Here is a 23258-nt window from a genome sequence, read left to right on the forward strand (position 1 = left end):
CTAACGAATTCACCCATTCGGGAAGACCCTCTAACGTTCCGGTTGTCGGAGGCAACGGCTAGGCTGCCGCCACCGCCGCTGATCGAGCCTTGAGGAAAACCTGTGCCCGCATTGAAGGTGTCGACGCGCTCGGCGGTCTCCGGGGGCGTCGTCGCCGTCTTCGGCGGGGCCCTGGTCCTGCTCATGCTGCTGCAGCAGGGCGAGTCCACGGCCAGGGTCGACCTGGACGACTCCGGCGTGTGGGTCACCAAGACGTCTGCAGGACTCCTCGGCCGGTTCAACAACGAGGCACAGGCGCTGGACGGCACGCTGCTGTCCGGCTCGTCGACGTTCGACGTGCAGCAGGCCGAGTACCGGGTGCTGATGACCGACCCGGGTACCGCCACCGCGAGCCCGGTCGACCCGGCGCAGCTCACCCTCGGCGGCACCATGAGCGCGCCCGCGGGCGCCGTCATCGCCTCCGGCGGGCACACCGCCGCGGTGCTGGACCCGGAGGACGGCCGCCTGTGGGTGCTCCCGTTCGAGGCCGCGGTCCAGTTCAGCGCCGACGACCTGGAGCCGACGGCGGAGCTCGGGGCGGGCGCCCGGGTCGCCGTCGCGAGCGACGGCACGGTCTTCGGCGCGGCGCCCGCGAAGGGCCGCCTCGCGACCGTCACGACCAACGGCTCGGGCGCCGTCGACGAGGTGACGGACTCGGAGCTCCCGGTCGGCAGGGGCGCCGAGCTGGAGGTGACCGCCGTCGGCGACCGGCCGGTGGTCCTGGACCGCACCGCGGCCACGCTCGTGCTGCCCGGCGGCGACGTCGTGGACGTGGCCGGCGGGGCCGAGGCGCGGCTGCAGCAGCCCTCGGGCAAGGCGGACGCCGTGGTCGTGGCCACGCCGAAGGGCCTGGTCACCCAGCCGCTGCGGGGCGGGAGCTCCACCACGCGCGTGGGCCAGGGCACCCCGGCGGCGCCCGTGCAGCTCGGCGGCTGCACCTTCGGCGCCTGGTCGGGCACCGGCCGGGTGGTCCGGGACTGCCCCGGCACCGACCGCGACGTCGACGAGACGCTGGAGGGCGCCGACGGCGAGCTCGCGTACCGGGTCAACCGCCAGGTGATCGTGCTGAACGACGTGGCGGCGGGCACGCTGTGGATGGCCGCGGAGGACTTCGAGAAGGTCGACGACTGGGACCTGAAGATGCCCGAGGACGCCGAGGGCGAGAAGACCGAGTCCGAGACCACCACGCCCGAGATGGTCGACCAGTTCGTGGCCCAGCGGGACAAGCCGAACCGTCCGCCGGAGCCGAAGGACGACTCGATCGGCGTCCGGCCGGGGCGCACCACCGTGCTGAACGTGCTGGGCAACGACCTCGACCCCGACGGCGACGTGCTGACCGCGTCGATCGCCGACCCCGAGGGCCGGGTGGCCGGGGCGGGCGCGTCCGACGTCTCCGTGGACCGCGTGCTCGACGGCGCGGCGCTGCAGGCGAACGTGCCCGAGACCGCGACCGGCACCACGACCTTCACCTACACGGTGGACGACGGCCGCGGCGGCACCGCCGACGCCGACGTGAAGGTGCGCGTGGTGCAGCTGAGCGAGAACGAGGCGCCGGTCTCGACCGGCGAGCCCGTGCTGCGCGTGGCGCAGGGCGGCGACGCGTCCATCAAGGTGCTGCCGTTCTGGCGTGACCCCGACGGCGACGACCTGGTCCTCTCCAGCGCGGCCACCGCGGACCCCATGGACGAGGTGCGGTTCCGCCCGGACGGCACGGTCGAGTTCCGCGACGGCGGCACCGCGACCGGCCGCAAGATCGTGGAGCTCACGGTCTCGGACGGCCTGGACCAGGTGGGCGAGGGCCGGCTGCTCGTCGACGTGATCGCCACCCAGGAGCCGCCCGTCGCGGTGGCCGACCACGTCACCGTGCTGGCGGGCGACCCCGTCACCGTGCGGCCGCTGCGCAACGACTCCGACCCCAACGGCGACCGGCTGCGCCTGGTCAGCGTCTCGGAACAGGCGCCGGCCACGATCACCGAGAACTACGCCGCGGGCACCTTCCGGTTCGTGAGCCAGGAGCCCGGCAGCTACGACATCACCTACCAGGTCAGCGACGGGCCGGGCTCGACCATGGGCCTGGTGCGCGTCGACGTGCTGCCGCCGCCGGACGCCGCGGGCCCGCCCGTGGTCGTGGCCGACACCGTGCTGCTCCCCGCCGGCGGTTCCGCGCTGGTGGACGTGCTGGCCAATGACACCGACCCGGGCGGCGGCGTGCTGGTCGCCTCGTCGGTGGAGGCGCCGTCGGAGGTCACCGCCGTCGTGCTGGACCACCACGTGCTGCGGGTCGCGGAGACCGAGCGCCTGGACCGGCCCGTGACCCTGCGGTACACGGCCTCGAACGGCACGGAGACCGCCGTCGGGCAGGTGCGGGTGGTGCCCATCGCCGCGCCCACCAAGCTGCGCCCGCCCGAGGCGACGCCGGACGAGACGACGGTGCACACGGGCGACATCGTCACCGTGCCGGTGCTGAAGAACGACTCCCACCCGGACGGGCTGGAGCTGAAGCTCACGCCGGAGCTCGTCGAGGAGCCGGAGACCGGCGAGGCGTTCGTCTCCGAGGACACCGTGCGCTTCCGGGCCGGGTCCGAGGCCGGCACGGCGCACCTGGTCTACGAGGTGCGCGACAGCAACGGCCAGAAGGACTCCGCGCAGGTCACGATCAACATCACGGACACCCTGGAGAACGCGGCGCCGCAGCCGCCGGACACCACGGCCCGCGTGCTCGCGGGCTCGGTCACCCGCATCCCGCTGCCCCTGGACGGCAGCGACCCGGACGGCGACTACGTCACGCTCGACGGGCTCTCCGCGCCGCCCGCGCAGGGCACGGCCCGCGTGGTCGACGGGTTCCTCGAGTACGAGGCGTCCCAGGGCGCGGCCGGGGCCGACGAGTTCCGGTACTCCGTGACGGACACGCGCGGCGCGACGGCCGAGGGCACGGTCGCCGTCGGCGTCGCCCAGCCGCCGGGAGTCAACCAGCCGCCCACCGCGGGCGACGACGAGACGCTCGTGCGCCCCGGCCGCGACGTCGCGGTGGACGCCCTGGCCAACGACTCCGACCCGGACGGCGACCAGGTGGGCCTGGTGCCGAAGTCGTTCGAGGGCGCCGAGGGCCTGGACCCCCGGGTCGTCGAGGACCTGGTGGTGGTCACCACGCCGCGCGACGAGGGCACGCAGACGTTCTACTACGGCATCGAGGACACCTTCGCGGCCCGCGCCACCGGCGCGATCACCGTGCAGACCGCCAAGGACGCGCCGCTGCTGCGCCCGATCGCGCGCGACGACGTGGTGCCGCCCGCGGACGTCACGTCCGACACCGTGACCGTGGACGTGCTGCGCAACGACTCCGACCCCGACGGCGTCGCGACCGACCTGACGGTCGCCGTGCTGGGCGAGGACGGCGAGCAGCCCGCCGGTGTCACCCTCGGCGAGGGCGGCGAGGTCACCGTGGCGCTCACCGAGGACCCGCAGGTGCTCACCTACACCGTGACCGACATGGACGACCTGACGGCCAAGGCGTTCCTGCGGGTGCCGCGCGACGGCTCGCTGCCGCACCTGAAGCAGCCGGTCGAGGCGCTGCGCACCTTCGCGGGCGAGACGCTCGAGATCGACATCGCCGACCACGTCGTGGTGGCCGACGGCCACGAGCCCCGGTTCACGGTCGAGGAGAAGGTGACCGCCGTCGAGGGCACGCGCGACGTCACGGGCCCGACCACGCTCACGTTCACCTCGGACGAGGACTACGTCGGACGGGCCTCGGTCACCTTCGAGGTGACCGACGGCGACGGCCCCGACGACCCCGAGGGCCGCACCGCGGTGCTGACGCTCCCGATCGACGTCCGGGCGAGCCGCAACCAACCGCCCGAGATCAAGGGCACGCCGCTGCTCGAGGTCGCCGCCGGCGAGGAGTCGGCGCTCGACCTGTCGCGTGTCGCCGTCGACCCCGAGGGCGACCCGCTGACCGTCGAGGTCACCGGCGGGGCCGAGGGCATCACCTTCGGCACCCAGGGCGCGACGGTCGCCGCGCAGGCGCAGCCCTCCGTCCCGAAGGGCACCCGGTTCACCGTCCCGTTCACGGTGTCCGACGGCGGCCACCCGCCCGTCGCCGGCGAGCTCGCCGTCACGGTGGTGGCCTCGACGCGCCCGCTCGCGCGGGCCAACCCGGACGAGGTGCGCGACGCGCACCAGGGCGCGGCCGCCACGGTCGACGTGCTGGCCAACGACGCCAACCCGTTCCCCGAGGAGCCGCTGAAGGTGGTCGGCGCCGTGGTCGAGACCGGCCAGGGCTACGTGGAGACGACGGGGTCCACGGTGGTCGTGACGCCGTCGGACGACTTCGTGGGCGCCATGGTGGTGCGCTACCGCGTGGCCGACGCGACGGCCGACGTCAGCCGCGAGGTCGAGGGCACGGTGCGCCTGACGGTGCTGGGCCGGCCCGAGGCGCCGCGCGCCCCGCAGGTCGAGGAGGTGCGGTCCGAGACGGTGGTGCTGACGTGGGACCCGCCGGCGGACAACGGGGCCGAGATCACCGGGTACACCGCCCGGTCGGGCAAGGGCGACGTCACCGAGTGCAGGTCCACGACCTGCACGGTCACCGGGCTCAAGAACGACGTGGTCTACAACTTCACCGTCACGGCCACCAACGAGGTGGGCGAGTCGGAGCCGTCCGGCCCGTCCGAGGACGCCCGGCCGGACGAGAAGCCCGACAAGCCGGAGCCGCCGTCGCTGAAGTTCGGCGACTCCGCGCTGACGGTCTCCTGGAAGAACCGGACCTACACCGACCGCTCGCCGATCGAGTGCGTGAACCTGGAGATCAGCCCGGCCCCGGCCGACGGCGCGATCCAGAAGTCCTGCGTGACCGGCAGCTCGATCGTCTGGGACGGGCTGGCCAACGGCACCGCCTACACGGTGACGGTGCAGGCCGTGAACGCCGCGCCGGACCCCTCGGACTGGAGCGACGCCTCCGCCCCCGAGACCCCGGCCGCGCCGCCGGCCAAGCCCGCGGCGCCGACCGCCCAGCGCGTGGACAACGCGCTCGGCGGGCAGATCACGGTGTCCTGGACCGAGCCCGCCAACAACGGCGCCCCGGTCGAGGAGTACCACCTGGACGTGTACCGGAACGGGTCCAAGGTCGAGACGCAGACGGTGACCGGCACCTCCCGCGTGGTCTCGGGCCTGTCGGCCGAGGCGTCCTACACCTTCGCGGTCACGGCCGAGAACAAGGCCGGGAACTCGCCGGCCAGCGACCAGTCGGCGGCGCAGGTGCCGTACGGGAAGCCCCAGGTCCCGGGCACGCCGACGGCGTCCCTCGGCTCCACCACGAGCGGCCAGGCCGACGTGCGCTGGAGCGGCATCTCGTCGGACGACTTCCGTGGGCCGGCGCACCGGTACGAGGTGCTGGCGAACGGCGGGGGCACGCCGGGGAACGCCGGGACCGCGACGTCGTACACCTTCAAGGGCCTCGCGAACGGCACGGCGTACCGGTTCCAGGTGCGCGCCTGCAACCAGTACACCTGCTCGGCCTGGACGGCGAGCTCCGGCGCCGTGACCCCGTACACGACGCCGGGCGCCCCGGGCGTGAGCTGGACGCTGCGCTCGTCCTCCGAGGGCCGGTTCACCGTGTCGCCCCCGGGCAGCAACGGCGGCCGGGCCGTGGACTCGATCCGGTACCGCGTCAACGGCGGCGGCTGGCAGAGCATGTCCGCGTCCGGCGGCAACGTCGACGTCGGGCCGGCCTACAACACGAGCTACAGCCTGGAGGCGCAGGCCTGCAACGCGGCCGGGTGCGGCACGACGGCGTCGGGCAGCGGGCGGACCAACTCCAACCCGGCCAACCGCTCGTTCACCATCTCCAAGGGCGCCGACGGCTCGACGTCGTCGGGCTGCCGACAGGGTGCGGCGTGCCGGTGGATCAACATGAGCATCACCGGCTGGGAGCCCAACACGGCGTTCACCATGCGGTGCCTGTCCACCGAGCACGACTCGGCCGGCCAGGTCTACTTCCCGCGGTGGGAGCAGGGCCAGTGGTGGGGTCAGGCCTGGGGCGTGCCGCTCCGCACGGACGGCAACGGCAACTGGTCCGGGCAGACCGACTGCATGCACGGCTACACGGGTGAGTACACCTGGATCGAGACTCAGCAGCTGGGGGAGTCGAACCACCTGCTCTGGTGACCACAGGAAATTTGCTCCGACACGGTTGCGACACACCGGCCGCTTACCAGACAGACTCCTACAATCTGGACGGTCGGCATGGGTAGTCCTGCCCACTGAAATTCCACGACGATTCACCCTTCGCCCCGGTAGTGTGCTCCCGTTGCGCCTGTGTGTGCCGTCCGGGCGGGCAAATTTTCGGTGGCGTGACTGTTGAAGAGGAGGACGCATGAGCTTTGTCTCGCGCGTGTACGAGAACCGCAGATCGGCAGCATCGGTCGGTGTGGTGACCCTCTTCGGCGCGGGCCTCCTGGGCTTCGCGCTCCTGTACGACGGCGAGGCGACGGCGGACGTCCAGCTCAACGACTCGGGCGTCTGGGTGACCCAGACGGCGTCCGGCAAGGTCGGCCGGTTCAACTACGAGGCCAAGGCCCTCGACGGCACCCTGCTCGCCAACTCGGCGAACTTCGACGTGGAGCAGGACGCGCAGCGCGTGCTCCTGGACAGCGTGGGCGACTCGTCCGCGAGCCCCATCGAGCCCGCGCAGCTCACGCTGCGCGGCACCATGAAGTTCCCCGCGGGCGCGCAGGTCGGCGCGGGCGGCGCCACCACCGCCGTGTACGACGAGGAGTCCGGCAAGGCCTGGGTGCTCCCGTTCGACGGCGCGGTCGCGTTCGACGAGAAGAAGCTCAAGCCGACGCTCAAGGTGGGCAAGGGCGGGACGCTCGCGGTCGGCAAGGACGGCACCGTGTTCCTCGCGGTCCCGGCCGACGGCAAGCTGTACACGATCCCGACCGGCACGCAGGGCACCGCCGAGGACGCCGAAGAGTCGTCGCTGCCCATGAGCGCCGACGCCAAGATCCAGGTCACGGCCGTGGGCGACAAGCCGGTGGTGCTGAACCAGTCGACCAACAACCTGGTGCTGCCGGGCGGCGACGCGGTCGAGATCAAGGACGCGTCGCAGGGCATGCTCCAGCAGCCGTCCGAGAAGGCCGACAACGTGGTGCTGGCCACCCCCAGCGGCCTGGTCTCCCAGCCGCTGGGCGGCGGCGACGCGACCACCCGCTCGGCGGAGGGCACGCCGTCCGCCCCGGTCCAGCTCAGCGGCTGCGTGTACGGCGCGTGGAACTCGGGCCAGGTCATCCGCGACTGCGAGGGCTCCGACAACGACGTCGACGAGCGGCTCGAGGGCATCGACGCCAGCACGCGCCTCGCCTACCGCGTGAACCGCAACATCATCGTCCTGAACGACGTCGCGAACGGCGCCCTGTGGATGGCCGCCGACAAGTTCGAGAAGGTCGACGACTGGGACCTCAAGATGCCCGAGGACGCCGAGGGCGAGAAGACCGAGTCGGAGCAGACCACGCCCGAGCAGGTCGACCAGTTCGTGGCCCAGCGGGACAAGGCCAACCGGCCGCCCGTCGCCAAGGACGACAACTTCGGCGTGCGGCCCGGCCGCACGACCGTGCTGAACGTGCTGGGCAACGACGTGGACAAGGACGGCGACGTGATGGTCGCCGAGGTCAAGGGCGAGCCCGAGGGCGACGTCAAGATCAACCGGGTGCTCGACGGCGCGGCCCTGCAGGCCGACGTGCCCGCGGACGCGACCGGCACCACCACGTTCACCTACGAGGTCAACGACGGCCGCGGCGGCGTCGACCAGGCGTCCGTGGACGTCCGGGTGGTACCGCTGGAGGAGAACAACCCGCCCGCCCAGTCGGGTGAGCCCGTGCTGCGCGTGGGGCAGGACAGCATGGGCAGCATCAAGGTGCTGCCGTACTTCACGGACCCCGACGGCGACGACATGTTCCTGTCGAACGCGAGCACGGCCGACCCGCTGGACGAGGTGCGGTTCCGGCCGGACGGCACCATCGAGTTCCGCGACGGCGGCACCACGACGGGCCGCAAGATCGTCGACATCACGGTCTCCGACGCGCTGGGGCTGCCGTTCCAGGGCCGGCTGCTCGTCGACGTCATCGCGACCAACGTGCCGCCGGTCGCCGTGCAGGACCACGTGACCGTGCTGGCCGGCGAGCCCGCCACCGTGCGGCCGATGCAGAACGACTTCGACCCCAACGGCGACAAGCTGCGCCTGACGGCGGTCGGCGAGAAGGCGGGCCTGGAGATCACGCCGAACTACGGTGCGGGCACCTTCCGCGTCGTGGGCGACTCCGAGGGTTCGTACGACGTGACCTACCAGATCACCGACGGTCCCGAGCCGACCATGGGCCTCGTGCGCGTGGACGTCGTCGAGCCGCCGGAGGAGGCCGGGCCGCCCATCGCGGTCTCCGACCAGGTGCTGCTGCCGACCGGCGGCTCGGCGCTCGTGGACGTGCTGGCGAACGACACCGACCCCGCGGGCGGCGTGCTCGTGGTGCAGGGCGTCGAGGTCCCGGACGACGCGCCGGTGAAGGTCGCGGTGCTGAACCACCAGATCCTGAAGGTCTCCGAGGTCAAGCGCCTGGACGGGCCCGTGACCCTCACCTACACCGTGGCCAACGGGTCGGGGACCACCACGGGCCAGGTGCGCGTGGTGCCGATCCCGGCGCCGGCCCAGCTGCGCCCGCCGGAGGCGGGCCCGGACGAGGCGACCGTGCACGTGGGCGACGTCGTGACGATCCCGGTGCTGAAGAACGACACGCACCCGGACGGCCTGGAGCTGACCCTCACGGACGAGCTGCAGGAGTCGCCGCCGGCCGAGGCCGGCGAGGCCTTCGTCTCCGAGGACACGGTGCGGTTCCGCGCCGGCCAGGAGGCGGGCACGTACCACGCGGTCTACGAGGTGATGGACTCCAACGGGCAGAAGGACTCGGCCCAGATCACCATCATCGTCAAGGACGACCCCGAGAACGCCGCGCCGCAGCTGCCGGACATCACGGCCCGCGTGCTCGCCGGCGGCACCACCCGGATCCCGCTGAACCTGGACGGGACCGACCCCGACGGCGACTACGTGACGCTGAGCGCCATCTCCGGCGCCCCGACGCAGGGCACCGCCGCGATCGTGGACGGGTTCGTCGACTACACGGCGGCCGAGGACGGCACCGGCCTGGACACCTTCACCTACCAGGTCACGGACACCCGTGGCGCGGTGGGCGAGGGCCTGGTGCGCGTGGGCATCACGCCCAAGCCGGCCACCAACCAGCCGCCGCAGGCCGCGGACGACGAGACGACGGTGCGGCCGGGCCGCACGGTCGCGGTCCGCGCGCTGGAGAACGACACCGACCCCGACGGCGACGAGATCGGCCTGGTCGAGAGCGCGTTCGAGGGCACCGAGGACATGGACCCCAAGGTCGTCAAGGACGACGTGGTGGTCACGGCGCCGGACGAGGAGGGGTCCTACTCCTTCTACTACGGCATCCAGGACACCTTCAAGGCCAAGGCCAGCGGCGCCATCACGGTGAACGTGGACAAGAACGCGCCGCTGCTGCGGCCGATCGCCCACGACGACGTGGTCACGGCGGACGACGTCAAGGGCGCCTCGTCCGTGACCGTCGACGTCAAGGCCAACGACATCGACCCCGACGGCGTGGCCGCTGACCTCGAGCTGAGCATCGACCCCGAGCTCGAGGGCGTGCGCATCACCGACGAGGGCATGCTCGAGGTGGCGCTCACCGAGAGCGCCCAGGTGATCACCTACACCGTGACCGACATGGACGGCCTGGAGGCCAAGGCGTTCGTGCGCGTGCCGGGCGACCAGGCGCGGCCGCACATCAAGCCGGGCCTGGAGCCGCTCAAGGCCACCTCCGGCGAGCCGCTGACCATCGACCTCGAGGACTACGTGGTGGTGCGCGAGGGCACCAAGCCGCGGATCACCGAGGAGAAGACGGTCAAGGCCCTGGATGGCAAGGCGGTCGTCGAGGACGAGGACACGCTCGTCTACACCTCGGCCGAGGACTACGCCGGCGGGGCGTCGGTCAGCTTCGAGGTGACCGACGGCGACGGGCCGGACGACCCCGAGGGCCTGACGGCGGTGCTGACGCTGCAGATCGACGTGACGCCGTCCAAGAACATGCCGCCCAAGATCACCGGGCGGCCGGTGCTGGAGGTCGCGGCCGGCGAGGAGAGCTCGGTCGACCTCTCGCGGTACGTGAAGGACCCGGACAAGGACCCGCTGACCTTCGAGGTCAAGGGCGTGGAGGGCATCTCCCCGTCGGTCTCCGGCGACACGGTCTCGGCCGAGGTCGACCCGTCCGTCTCGAAGGGCACCGCGCAGGAGCTGGCGATGTCGGTCTCGGACGGCAAGAACCCCGCGGTCGACGCCGTGCTGACCGTCAAGGTCGTGGCCTCGACCCGGCCGCTCGTGCAGACCACGCAGGACGTCGTGCTCGACGCCCACCAGGGTGAGTCGACGACCGTCCCCGTGCTCGAGAACGACACCAACCCGTTCCCGAACAAGGAGCTGACGCTGTCCGGCGTGCCGACGGTCGAGACCGGCCAGGGCACCGCCGAGTACAGCGGCAACCAGCTCGTGGTGACCCCCGCCGGCGACTTCACCGGCGTCATGACGGTGCGCTACCGCGTGCAGGACGCGACGGGCGACCCCGACCGCGAGGTCGACGGCATCGCCAAGCTGACGGTGCTGGGCAGGCCGGAGCCGCCCCGCGCGCCGCGGGTCGAGGACGTGCGGTCCGGGACCGTGGTGCTGAGCTGGGACCAGCCGAACAACAACGGCGCGGACATCACCGGCTACACCCTGCGGACGCAGAACGGTCAGGAGCATGCGTGCGGTACGACCACCTGCACGTTCGACGGGCTCAAGAACAACGTGAAGTACACGTTCACGGTCACCGCGACGAACGAGGTGGGCGAGTCCGACCCGTCGCCGGCCTCCCGTGAGGCCCGTCCGGACGAGAAGCCGGACCAGCCCGCGCCGCCGACCCTCGAGTTCGGCGACCAGAGCCTCAAGGTGTCCTGGAAGAACAAGGCGTACACGGACCGGTCCCCGATCGAGTGCGTGAACCTGGAGATCAGCCCGCCGGCCCAGGGCGTGAGCCAGAAGACCTGCGTCCAGGGCACCAGCACCACGTGGGAGGGGCTGGAGAACGGCACGGCCTACACCGTGCGGGTACAGGCCAAGAACAAGGCCCCGGACCCGTCGGAGTGGTCCGAGCCGTCGGCGCCGGAGACCCCGGCCGCGCCCCCGGCCCAGCCGGCCGCACCGACCGCGAAGCGGACGAACACTGCCTGGGGCGGCCAGATCGACGTCGCGTGGACGGCCCCGGCCAACAACGGTGACGCCGTGAAGACCTACTACCTCGACGTCTACCAGGACGGGAACAAGGTCAAGACGCTGACGACGTCCGGCACGTCGCAGCCCGTCCAGGACCTGAACCCCGAGTCCTCCTACACGTTCACGGTCCAGGCCGAGAACAAGGCGGGCAAGTCCCCGGTCAGCGGGCAGTCCGCCGCGGAGCCGGCGTACGGCATCCCGACCGTCCCGGCGGGCGTGCGCGCGAGCAACCCCGGTAACGGCCAGGCGAACGTGAGCTGGAACGCGATCGCCGCCTCCGACTTCCGCGGTCCGGCGCACCGGTACGAGGTCCAGGGCAACGGCACGCGGCCCGAGAGCGCCGGCAACGCCACGAGCTACACGTACAAGGGCCTGAACAACGGGACGTCGTACACGTTCCAGGTGCGCGCCTGCAACCAGTACGTCTGCGGCGACTGGTCGGCGGCGTCAAACGCGGTGATCCCCTTCGGCCCGGTGCCGAAGCCGTCCATCTCCGCGAACGGTGGGGACCAGAAGGTCACCTTCACCTGGGACGCCACCGCGCAGAACGGCCGGTCCACCACGGTGCGCGTCACCGGGGCGATCACCAGCACGGCCAAGAGCGGTTCGCAGACGGCGTCGGCCGGGTACAGCGACTCCAAGGAGGCCTGTGTCACGGTGACCGACTCCGAGGGCCAGACCAACAGCGCCTGCGCCACCGGCACGTCGGACGCCCGGCCGAACCCGCGGGCGTGGGTGACGCACGGCAGCTCGATCAACAACAACGAGTGCTCCCACTCGTCCTGCGCCTACTTCAAGATCAACACGCAGGACTTCCCGGCGGGCAGCCACCAGGTGGCCTGCTGGGCCGGCGACACCCCCGAGGTCAGCGGCTGGCACGACATCGTCACCCACGGCCGCACGTGGGAGACGAGCAACCGGCGGTCCTACAACATCCCGGCCAACGGGCAGGTTCAGCTGAACTGCTTCTTCGGCCACCCGGGAGCCGCGGTCGCCGTGATGATCGACGGCACCCGCTACGAGGCCACGAACTGGTAGAACCTTCCCTGCCCGGCCGCCGCGCACGCGGCGGCCGGGCACGCCATGATCGACACAGATTTCACCCGACGAACGAGCAGTAACGAGCAGTAGGGATACACGAGATGACCACGATGACCCCCGAGCAGGCGGCCTGGTTCGCCCAGACCTTCGACCGGCTCGTCGGCAACGTCGGCCAGGCGGTCCTGGGCAAGGCGCCGGTGGTGCGCATGGCGCTCACGTGCATGCTCGCCGAGGGCCACCTGCTGCTGGAGGACGCCCCGGGCACGGGCAAGACCATGCTCGCGCGCTCCATCGCGGCGTCGGTCCAGGGCTCGCACAACCGCATCCAGTTCACGCCGGACCTGCTCCCGTCGGACGTCACCGGCGTGACGATCTACGACCAGAAGACCGGCAAGTTCGACTTCCACCCGGGCCCGATCTTCGCCTCGATCGTGCTGGCCGACGAGATCAACCGTGCCTCGCCGAAGACGCAGTCCGCGCTCCTGGAGGTCATGGAGGAGGGCCGGGTCACCGTCGACGGCGTCGCCCACGAGACCGGCCGCCCCTTCATGGTGCTCGCGACCCAGAACCCGATCGAGCAGGCCGGTACCTACCGCCTGCCCGAGGCCCAGCTCGACCGCTTCCTGATGAAGACGTCGGTGGGCTACCCGGACCACGCCTCGACGGTGGAGATCCTGTCGGGCGCCGCGGTCAAGGACCGCAGCAAGTCGCTGCAGCCCATCATCACCACAAAGGCCGTCACCGAGATGGCCGACCTCGCCTCGACCGTGCACACCGACACCGCGGTGCTGGAGTACGTGTCCCGCCTCGCCGAGGAGACCCGCAACGCGCACGAGGTGCGCGTCGGCGTCTCGGTCCGTGGCGCCCTGGCCCTGGTGCGCTGCGCCAAGGTGTGGGCCGCCGCCCACGGCCGCAACTACGTGCTGCCCGACGACATCAAGGAGCTGGCCCAGCCGGTCTGGGCCCACCGCTTCGTGCTGGACCCGGAGGCCGAGTTCGCGGGCGCCCGCCCCGACGTCGTGCTGGCCCGGATCATGGCCGACGTCGCCGCGCCGCAGGAGCGGGCCTCGGCATGACGACCTCGGGCATGGCGTCCGGTACCGGGTACGGGAAACGTCAGGAGAAGCCGACCGGCCTCGCCGGCGTCGTCGCGGCGGGCCGCGCGCAGGCGCAGCGCGGCCGGCGCGGCTGGGTGACCCTCGCCGCCGGCGCCCGGACGCGGGCGGGGGCGGTCGGTCGCACGCTCGCGCCGGTCCGCCGCACGTTCAGCACGTTCGGCATCGCGGTGACCCTGGTGGCTGCCGGTGCCTGGATCGCCGCGCTGACGCTCGGCTGGCTCGAGCTGCTGGTGGCCGCGATCGTGCTCACGGTGACGCTGCTGTGCGCCATCGTGTTCGTGCTCGGGCGGTTCAAGTACGACGTCGTGCTCGACCTGGCCCAGGCGCGCGTGACCGTCGGCGACCGCGCCGTCGGGCGCCTCGACGTGCGCAACGCGTCGAACCGGCCGCTGCTGCCGTCGGTGATGGAGCTCCCCGTCGGCACCGGCACGGCGGCGTTCCCCGTGCCCCGGCTCAAGGGCGGCGGCACGCACGAGGAGATCTTCACGATCCCGACCCGGCGCCGCAGCGTCATCACGGTCGGCCCGGTCAAGTCCGTGCGCGCAGACCCGCTGGGCCTGCTGCGCCGCGAGATGACGTGGACAGGAGAGCAGGAGGTCTTCGTGCACCCGCGCGTCAAGAACCTCACGGGCTCCTCGACGGGGTTCCTCAAGGACCTCGAGGGTCGCGTCACCAACGACATCACCAACGCCGACGTGAACTTCCACGCGCTGCGCGACTACGTGCCGGGCGACGACCGCCGGCACATCCACTGGAAGACGACGGCGCGCACCGGCCAGGTCATGGTGCGCCAGTTCGAGGAGACCCGGCGTTCGCACCTCGCGGTGCTGCTGTCCACGCGCGCCGAGGACTACGCGAACGAGGAGGAGTTCGAGCTCGCCGTGAGCGTGTGCGGCTCCCTGGGCCTGCAGGCCATCAAGGAGGACCGCGGCGTGACGGTGCTCGTCAACGAGGCGACGCTGCACGGTGACCACCGCACGCGCCTCATGGACGACCTGTCGCGGATCGAGCTCGAGTCCCGCAAGTCCAAGCTGGTCGACCTCGCCCGCGCCGCCAGCATGGCCGCCGCCGACTTCTCGGTGATCGCGTTCATCGTCGGCAGCATGGTCACGCCCACCGAGCTGCGTGCGGCCTCGGCCCGCGTGCCCGCCGGCGTGCAGGTCATGGCCATCCAGTGCGTGCCGGGGGCCTCCCTCGGCCGGCACTCCATCGCGGAGCTGGGCGTGCTCACCCTGGGCCGCCTCGGCGACCTGCCCCTTGCGCTGAAGAAGATGAGCGACGCATGAGTGACGAGAACACCCGCGGCAACCTCCCGAGGGGAGGGGCCGCGCAGGGCAACCAGCCGCCCTACGGCACCGGCACCGGGTACCGGACCGGCACCGGCCGGGGCACCACCCGCCGCAAGGAGGCCGAGCAGCCGCGTGCCCTGACCAGGTTCGCCCTGGTCGACGTCGCGGCGCTCGTCGTGATGCTCGGGGCCGTCGCCGTCGGCTTCGGCCCGGTCTGGGGCTCGCTCGGCTACCTGCTGCCCACGGTCGGCGGCGCCGTCGTCGGCCTCGCCGTGGCCTGGGTGGGCGCCTGGCGCCGCTTCCCGGCCGTCGTCGTGACCGCGCTCGCCGTGGTGGCCTACGTCCTGTTCGGCGGCGCGCTGGCCCTGCCGCACACGACCATCGCCGGCGTCGTGCCCACCCTGGACACGGTGCGCGAGCTGCTGCTCGGCTCCGTGCAGGGCTGGAAGCAGTTCATCACCACCACGCCCCCCATGCGGTCGTTCCCCGACCTCGGGGTGGTCCCGTTCCTGCTCATGCTGATCGTGTCGCTGATCGCGGGCACCATCGCCTGGCGCGCCAAGCACGCCGTCTGGGCCGTGGTGCCGATCATCGTCGCCCTTGTCGGCGTGATCCTGCTCGGCACGGTCGACGCCGCCATGCCGATCGTCCAGGGCCTCGTGATCGCCATCGCCGCGCTCCTGTGGGGCGCGGTGCGCGTCATGGAGGCGCGCGTCGGTACGCACTCGATCTCCACGGAGGCCAGCCGGGAGGCCACGCGCCGCCTGCGCTGGCACCGGGTCCGCACGGGCGCCACGATCCTGGGCGTCGCCGCGCTGGCCGCCGGCTTCACGGCGCCGATCATCATGCCGCAGCAGCCCCGCACGGTGCTCCGCGAGACGGTCGTCCCGCCCTTCGACATCCACCAGTTCACCAGCCCCCTGGTCGCGTTCCGGCACTACGCCAAGGACGCCCGCGAGGACGAGCTGTTCACGGTGAGCAACCTGCCCGAGGGCGGCCGCGTGCGGCTCGCGACCCTCGACCGCTACGACGGCGTCGTCTACGACGCGGCCGGCGACGGCGGCGACACCGGCGTGTACACGCGCGTCGGCGAGGAGATCGCGACGGGCTCCAAGGTCACGCCGACGCCGATCGACATCACCGTCTCGGGGTACAGCGGCGTCTGGGTCCCGGAGATCGGCAAGCTCACCGGCATCGAGTGGACCGGCGCGAACGCCGAGGCACAGACGGACGGCACCTACTACAACCGGGACACGCTCACCGCGCTCACCACCGCGGGCCTCCGGAAGGGCGACACGTACCGCCTGAACGTGCTGATGCCCGAGACGCCGGACGAGGACGTCCTCAAGAAGGCCGAGATCAGCGACGCGGACCTGCCGGAGACCGAGCCGACCGCGATGCCGGCGGGCCTGCCCGCCAAGGCGACGCAGTTCACGGGCGAGGAGACCGACCCCGCGACCAAGCTGTTCTACATCCGTGACGCCCTGCAGGCCTCGGGCGTGCTGTCCAGCGGGCTCGACGGCGAGGTGCCGTCGCGTCCGGGCCACTCGGCGGAGCGGATCGACACGCTCGTCGAGGAGGAGAAGATGGTGGGTGACGACGAGCAGTTCGCCGTCGCGCTCGCCCTCATGGCGCGGCAGGCCGGCATCCCGGCCCGCGTGGTCATGGGCTTCTACCCCGACAAGGACAGCGACTACCAGGAGGGTGAGCCCTGGACGGTGGTCGGCGAGGACGTGCACGCCTGGATCGAGGTGCCCTACAAGGAGTACGGCTGGGTGCCGATCGACGCCGTCCCGGACGAGAAGCCGCAGATCCAGCCCGAGCCCAAGAGCGAGCAGGTGCCCAAGCCGCCCGTGCTCCAGGACCCGGAGCCGCCGGAGGAGCCGGACAAGGCGAAGGCCGGCAGCGTGGAGGACGACAAGAAGGACGATGCCGAGAACGACCCCTTCGACTGGGGCCTGCTCGGTCTGATCCTGCTCGCGGTCGGCATCCCGCTGCTCGTCATCGCGGGCCCGATCATCGCGATCCTGGCCTACAAGGCCCGGCGTCGTACGGCCCGCCGCACAGCGGAGCAGCCTGCCGACCGGATCAGCGGTGGCTGGCACGAGGTGGTCGACGTCGTCACCGACCTCGGCACGACCGTCCCGCCGGGCGCGACCCGGCGCGAGGGCGCCGGCGTCATCGCCGGTGCGCACCAGGTCCCCTCGACCCTCACGCTCGCCCACCGGGCGGACGCGTCGGTCTTCGGACGCGGTGAGCCGACCCAGGCCGACGTCGATACCTTCTGGGCCGAGGTGGACGAGCTGGTGGGCGGGCTACGCTCCAACCTGAGTACGCGACGGAGGGTGCGCGCGGCGTTGTCGCTGCGGTCCGTCTGGGCGCGTGTGGGCGGTGGTCGCGGAGTCCTCGCGGCACTCGGGGGACTCGGGTCCCGGCGGAAGAAGGAGAGCTGATGACGGACGTGGTCTGCGCTGGTTGCGGGTCGACCCAGCGAGCGGGTGCGCCGTTCTGCGCCGCGTGCGGACGGGAGTTCCCGCGCACGGGGCGGCCGGTCGCGGAGCCGGCCCAGGTGCCGCAGGGACAGGTACAGGCGGCGGCCGCGGCCGCCGCGGCCCGGAACGGCTCGGGCTCGGTGCCGCTGGTGGAGAGCCGGCCACCGATCACCACCGAGGTGGAGGTGTACACGGCGACGCAGATCCCCAGGGCGGGGTCCGTGCCGCCGCCGCTGGTGGCGCCCTACGCGGGCGTCGGCAAGCGGTTCGTGGCCTGGCTCATCGACGGCGCGATCGCCGGTGTGCTCATGGGCATCGTGGCGGCCATCGGCATCGCGCTGATCGACATCCCGTCGGGCCTCGTGGTGGTGTCGCAGGAGCAGGCGGCCGAGATCGCCGCCCAGGTGATGCGGGTCTACCTCCTCGGCGGCCTCGTCGCGTTCCTGTTCCAGCTCTCCATGTGGATCTGGGAGTCCCGGACCGGCCGCACCATCGGCAACTCGGCGATGGGGCTGCGCACGGTGTCGGCCGAGGACCGCGGGCCCATCGGGTTCGTGCGCGAGCTGCTGCGCGTGCTCGTGCTCGCCGCGGGCTCCGTGGTGTTCGTCGTCGGCCAGATCGTGGTGCTGCTCAGCCCGCTCTGGGACAAGGGCGGCAAGGTGCAGGGCTGGCAGGACAAGGCGGCCCGGTCCGTCGTCATCGACATCCGCGCCCCGCAGGTCCCGGGCACCGGGCTCACCCCGGTGGCGTCCGGCCCCCGGGCGCCGGGCAAGCCCGCGGTGCGGCCCACCGCGCCGGCCGCCCCCGCCCAGGGGCAGTACGGCTCGCCGCAGCTCCCGCCGCTGTCTCCCGCGGGCCAGCAGGCCCCGGCGCAGCCGCCCGTCGCGGCGCCCGACCCGTGGGCGTTCCCGCAGGCACCCGCCCAGGGCGCCCCGGCCGCGGGCGGCGACAGCCTGATCACCGGCATCCCGGGCAGCGCGCCCAGCGCGCCGCCCGCGCAGCCGGTCCAGCAGCAGCCGCCGGCCCAGCCGGCTCAGCAGCAGCCCTATCAGCAGCAGCCGTACCAGCAGCCCGCGCAGCAGCAGCCGGTCCAGCCGATTCAGCAGCCGGCGCAGCAGCCGGCCCAGCAGCCCGGCTCGGCCTGGCCGACCAAGACCTGGCCCGCGGGCCAGGAGCCTGGCGCGCCCGCGCAGCAGGCCCCGGCCCAGCCGGCCCCGGTCCAACCCGCGCCCGTCCAGCCGACGCCGGCCCAGCCGGCTCAGCCGACCCTGCCGCCGCAGTCCGACGAGTTCTCGGACGCCACGCGGATGCAGGCGCCGATCCTCGAGCCCGCCGCCACCGTGACGGTGGCGATCGAGCTCGAGTCGGGCGAGCGCCGCGTCATCGACGGTCCCGCGCTGGTGGGCCGCAACCCGCAGGCGTCCGGGGGCACGGGGTACATCCTCGTGCGCGTGGACGACCCGACCCGCTCGGTGTCCAAGAACCATGCCGAGCTCGGTGTGGACTCGGCGGGGCTGTGGCTGACGGACCGTGGGTCCACGAACGGCACGGTCGTCTCGGCGCCGGGCCGCTCGCCGCAGGTCGCGGAGCCGGGCGCGCGCGTCCGGGTGCCGGTCGGTTCGACCATCCACGTCGGGGACCGCCGTCTGGTCGTGCACGCCGACGAGTCCAGGGCATGACCCAGCAGGAGCAGGGGCTGACGACGATCTGGGGTGCGGCCTCGCACCAGGGTCGTCGTCGGTCCCTCAACGAGGACGGATACCTGGCCACCGGCCGGGTGTTCTTCGTGGCCGACGGCATGGGCGGCCACGAGGCGGGCGAGGTGGCCAGCGCGGAGGCGCTGGCCGCGATCAGCGGTCTCGCCGACATCGACAAGGTCGAGCCGGCCCTGGTGGAGGCGTTCCTCGAGATCGCCCAGCAGCGGGTCCGCGCCATCGAGACGGACTCGGGCAACGCGCCCGGCACCACCCTGACTGGTGTGCTGGTCGACGAGCGCGAGGACGTGCCGTACTGGCTGTTCGTGAACGTCGGCGACTCGCGTACCTACATCCTGTCCAACGGCGTGCTGACGCAGGTGAGCGTGGACCACTCCGAGGTGCAGGAGCTCGTGGACGCGGGCACCATCACGATGGAACAGGCCCGCAGCCACCCGCGGCGGAACGTCATCACGCGGGCCCTCGGCGCCCAGGACGACGTCCGCGCCGACTTCCGGTACATCCCGGTCACGCTGCACGACCGCGTGCTGGTCTGCTCCGACGGACTCACGGGCGAGCTGACCGACGAGCAGATCACGACGATCCTGCTGGAGCAGCCGGACCCGGAGCGAGCCGCCGGGTACCTGGTCAACGCCGCGATCCAGGCCGGTGGCCGGGACAACATCACGGTGGTCGTGGTCGACGTGACCGGCGTGGACCACGAGACCTTAGGCTCGTCGACAGCGCCACGGGCGGGGGCCGAGATGGACGAGGACACCCTGCCGCGAGAAGAGCACGAAGCAAGAAGCCAGGGGGTCTGACATGACGGTGCACTACAGCGAGGGTTCCGCGCGGGTGGTGGTCCGCAACAACACGGTGGTCGTGCTGCCCGGGCCCGCGCCCGCCGGCGTCGTCGACGCGCTCTGGACGGCGCTCGACCGGCCGGACGGCGGGGTCGCCGCGACCCTCGGTGTGCTGGCCGCCGGCGGCCTGGCGGAGACGCCGCCGTTCGCCGTGGTCTCGCTCTCCGGGGGCGAGCCGGCGACGGCGGCGCACGTCGCCGTCCGCGGTACCGGCGTCAAGGTCGTGGTGAGCGCCGAGGGCGCCGGCGGCCCGGTCGAGGTGACCGGTGCCGGCGTCGTCACGTGGTCGGAGCGCGTCGTCGACGGCCCGACGTCGTTCGCCGTCACCACCGACGAGGCGCCCGCCGACGAGGAGTACCCGGTGCAGGCCGCGGTGGTCCGGGCGAGCGCCCTGCGGCGCACGCTGGTCGAGGTCGCCGCGGCGCCCGAGCTTCCGGCGTCCCCGGTCGCGGTCCCGGCGGCGAAGGCCGAGCCGGCCCCCGCGCCCGTGCGCGGCGTGCCGATCTTCGGGTTCGGTGGCCAGCCGTCCAGCGAGACCATCGTGCCCGGCGCGCTCGACGTGCCCCTGCTCGGCGGCGAGCCCGACGCGAAGGCGGGGCCGGGCGACCGGCCCGGGCCGGACGCGAAGCCGGAGCCCGACGCCGCCCCCGAGCCCGCCCCGCTGCTCGGCCTGGGCACCGTGAGCGCCCCCGAGCAGCCGCGCACCGAGGTCGACGAGGCCACGCAGTTCGGCGCCGACGACGACTACGGCCACCTCTTCGGCGACACCGTGATGCGCCGGGTCGAGGACGCCGCGGTGCGGCAGGGCGAGGACGACGACGAGGCGGAGGAGGAGGCGGCGGCCGCGGAGCAGGCGCCCGCCCCGCCGCCGGTGCCGTCGCCCCCGCCCGTGCCGGAGCCGCCGCTGCAGCCGGAACAGGCCGGGGACTCACTGATCTCCGGGATCCCGGGCGGCTGGACCCCGCCGAGCACGCTGAGCCCGGCGGAGCCGCCCCCGGGCGTGACCCCGGGCGCCGCGCAGCGGGCCGCCTCGGTGGGGGACTCCCCGGCCGACGTGCCCCTGGACGACCACGACGGCCAGACCATGATGTCGTCCGACATCGCCGCGCTCCGCAAGGCCGCGGGCGCCGTCGTGCCCAAGTTCTCGGCGGGCATCCTGCCGGGCGGGCCGCAGATCCTGGGCCTGCTGTGCCCCGAGGGGCACCCCAACCCGCCCACGCACGACCGCTGCCGCACCTGCGGCGCCGAGCTCGGCGGCGACGCCGAGCAGGTGCCGCGCCCGTCGCTCGGGCAGATGCTCGTCACCGGCGGCGTGCAGCCCGGCATCGGGGGCCCGCAGGTCGTCGAGCTGGACCGCCCGGTCGTCGTGGGCCGCCGTCCGCGCACCAACAACGCGTCTGCGGACCGCACGCCGCGCCTGGTCACCGTGGCCAGCCCGGACCAGGACATCTCGCGGTCGCACGTCGAGATCACCCTCGAGGAGTGGCACGTGCTGGTCGCGGACCTCGCGACCACCAACGGGACCACCCTCCTGCGCCCGGGGCAGCAGCCCCGGCGGCTGCACCCGAACGAGAAGGTGATCGTGGTCGAGGGCGACGTCGTGGACCTGGGCGACGGGGCGACCCTGACCTTCGAGGGCATCTGGTGAGGGCCTCGACGGACGAGTACCCCTCCACCATCGAAGAAGGAGTGTTGTGAGCAGCAAGCGTGCGCCTTCCGCGCCGCCCCAGATCGCCGGGTTCGAGTACAAGAAGCTGATCGGTTCCGGCGGCTTCTCGGACGTGTTCCTCTACGAGCAGCAGCGACCCAAGCGGCTGGTCGCCGTCAAGGTGCTGCTCAAGGAGCACGCGAGCGACGCCCAGCGGGTGGCGTTCGACTCCGAGGCCGACCTGATGGCGGTCCTGGGCAACCACCCCTCGATCGTGACCATGTACGAGGCGAGCGTCGCCGACGACGGCCGCCCGTACCTGGCCATGGAGTACTGCTCGCGCCCCAACCTGGGTGCGCGGTACCGGTCGGAGCGCTTCTCGCTGGCCGAGGCGCTGCGGACCACGATCCAGATCGCCGGCGCGGTCGAGACCGCCCACCGGCTCGGCATCCTGCACCGCGACCTCAAGCCCGCCAACATCCTGGTGACGCAGTTCGGGCACCCGGCGCTCACCGACTTCGGCATCTCGTCGACGGTCGACCAGGCCTCCGCCGCGGAGGGCATGTCCATCCCGTGGTCCCCGCCGGAGTCGTTCGGCGACCCGCCCGTGGCGGGCAAGACGACGGACGTCTGGGCCCTGGCCGCCACCTGCTACACGCTGCTGGCCGGGCGCACCCCGTTCGAGGTGCCGGGCGGCTCCAACACGTCGGCCGACCTGGTCGCGCGGATCGAGCAGGCGCCGCTGCCGCCCATCGGGCGCAACGACGTGCCGCCGTCGCTGGAGCAGGTGCTCCGCATCGCGATGGCCAAGCACCCCTCCTCGCGCTACCCGTCGGTCCTTGCGTTCGCCCGCGCGCTGCAGCAGGTCCAGGTGGGCCTGGCGCGCGACATGACCCCCATCGACCTCCTCGACGAGACCGGTGCGGTCGCGGAGGAGGAAGAGGACGACGACGGCACGCGGCTGAAGAACGTCACGGCGATCGACCCGGGGCAGCGACCTGCCCCCGGGCCGTCGTCCACCGGCGGCGCCGGGACGTCGTCGGGCAGCTTCGCGCCCGCCACCCAGGGCACGTCCGGCTGGGCGCCCCAGGGTGGCACCGCGACGGGCCGGTCGACGACCGTGCCCGCCGTCGACCTGCCGGTGGCCGCGGTCGGGTGGAACGCCCCGGCCGTCGAGGAGACGGTGCACCGGACGCGCGGGCCCGAGGCCCCCGCCGAGGAGCCGCTGGCGGCCGAGCCCGAGAAGTCGTCCCCGTGGAGCACCGTGGCGCTGATCGCCGGCGCGGTCGTGCTGGTGGCCGTGCTCGTCGTGGGCTGGATCGCGCTGAAGCCCGGCGCCGGGGAGCCCGAGGCGGAGCAGACCACGACGGTCGCCGGCGACCCGCCGCCCGCGCCCGGCGTCGGGTACGTGCCCCCGGTCCGTGAGCTGGTGGGCAAGGCGGAGGGCAAGAACGCCGTCTTCACCTGGGAGCCGCCGAAATCCAGTGAGGAGGGCGACGAGTACGGGTACCGTGTGCTGTCGGCCACCGAGCAGAGCCGCTACGAGCCCGCCGTCGGCACCACCGTGACCGTGGCCCGGCTCCAGGGTGAGCGGACGTGTCTCGAGGTAGTCGTCGTGCGTTCCGGCAAGCCTTCGGCGCAGGTGACGCAGGCGTGCGTCGAGCTCGACTGACGGACTCCGGCCGGCCGGCCGGCGGACA

9 protein-coding genes are annotated in these 23258 nt (G+C 72.8%); all 9 read left to right on the forward strand.

The features are described 5' to 3' along the window. The first annotated feature begins 102 nt into the window (after window positions 1-102). The 9 genes from ACFU5G_RS07910 to ACFU5G_RS07950 all read left to right on the forward strand — a co-directional run bounded on the left by ACFU5G_RS07910 (window position 103) and on the right by ACFU5G_RS07950 (window position 23230). Window positions 103-6204: an Ig-like domain-containing protein gene (locus ACFU5G_RS07910; RefSeq protein WP_377242484.1), complete on the forward strand. Its 6102-nt coding sequence runs from the start codon at window positions 103-105 to the stop codon at window positions 6202-6204. A gap of 208 nt (window positions 6205-6412) precedes the next feature. After that, window positions 6413-12451: an Ig-like domain-containing protein gene (locus ACFU5G_RS07915; RefSeq protein ID WP_377242486.1), complete on the forward strand. Its 6039-nt coding sequence runs from the start codon at window positions 6413-6415 to the stop codon at window positions 12449-12451. Between the two features lie 104 nt (window positions 12452-12555). Further along, window positions 12556-13530 (forward strand): AAA family ATPase, encoded by a 975-nt coding sequence (locus ACFU5G_RS07920; RefSeq protein WP_377242488.1) that lies wholly within the window; start codon window positions 12556-12558, stop codon window positions 13528-13530. Then, entirely contained in the window at window positions 13527-14858 is a 1332-nt protein-coding gene (locus ACFU5G_RS07925) for a DUF58 domain-containing protein (RefSeq protein ID WP_377242490.1), read from the forward strand. Before ACFU5G_RS07920 ends, ACFU5G_RS07925 begins: the two co-directional genes overlap by 4 nt. Further along, window positions 14855-17314, forward strand: coding sequence for a transglutaminaseTgpA domain-containing protein (locus ACFU5G_RS07930; RefSeq protein WP_377242492.1), 2460 nt, complete (start codon window positions 14855-14857; stop codon window positions 17312-17314). The genes ACFU5G_RS07925 and ACFU5G_RS07930 overlap by 4 nt, the downstream gene beginning before the upstream one ends. Then, complete coding sequence (locus ACFU5G_RS07935) at window positions 17314-19032, forward strand: RDD family protein (protein WP_377242494.1); 1719 nt, start codon at window positions 17314-17316, stop codon at window positions 19030-19032. The genes ACFU5G_RS07930 and ACFU5G_RS07935 overlap by 1 nt, the downstream gene beginning before the upstream one ends. After that, window positions 19029-19868, forward strand: a complete 840-nt coding sequence (locus ACFU5G_RS07940; protein ID WP_377242496.1) for a PP2C family protein-serine/threonine phosphatase — start codon at window positions 19029-19031, stop codon at window positions 19866-19868. Before ACFU5G_RS07935 ends, ACFU5G_RS07940 begins: the two co-directional genes overlap by 4 nt. A 1-nt stretch (window position 19869) precedes the next feature. After that, window positions 19870-21558: an FHA domain-containing protein gene (locus tag ACFU5G_RS07945; protein ID WP_377242499.1), complete on the forward strand. Its 1689-nt coding sequence runs from the start codon at window positions 19870-19872 to the stop codon at window positions 21556-21558. Window positions 21559-21604: 46 nt separating this feature from the next. Further along, complete coding sequence (locus ACFU5G_RS07950) at window positions 21605-23230, forward strand: serine/threonine-protein kinase (protein ID WP_377242501.1); 1626 nt, start codon at window positions 21605-21607, stop codon at window positions 23228-23230. Window positions 23231-23258: the final 28 nt, after the last annotated feature.

This window comes from Promicromonospora sp. NPDC057488, assembly GCF_042802395.1.
GTDB lineage: Bacteria > Actinomycetota > Actinomycetes > Actinomycetales > Cellulomonadaceae > Promicromonospora.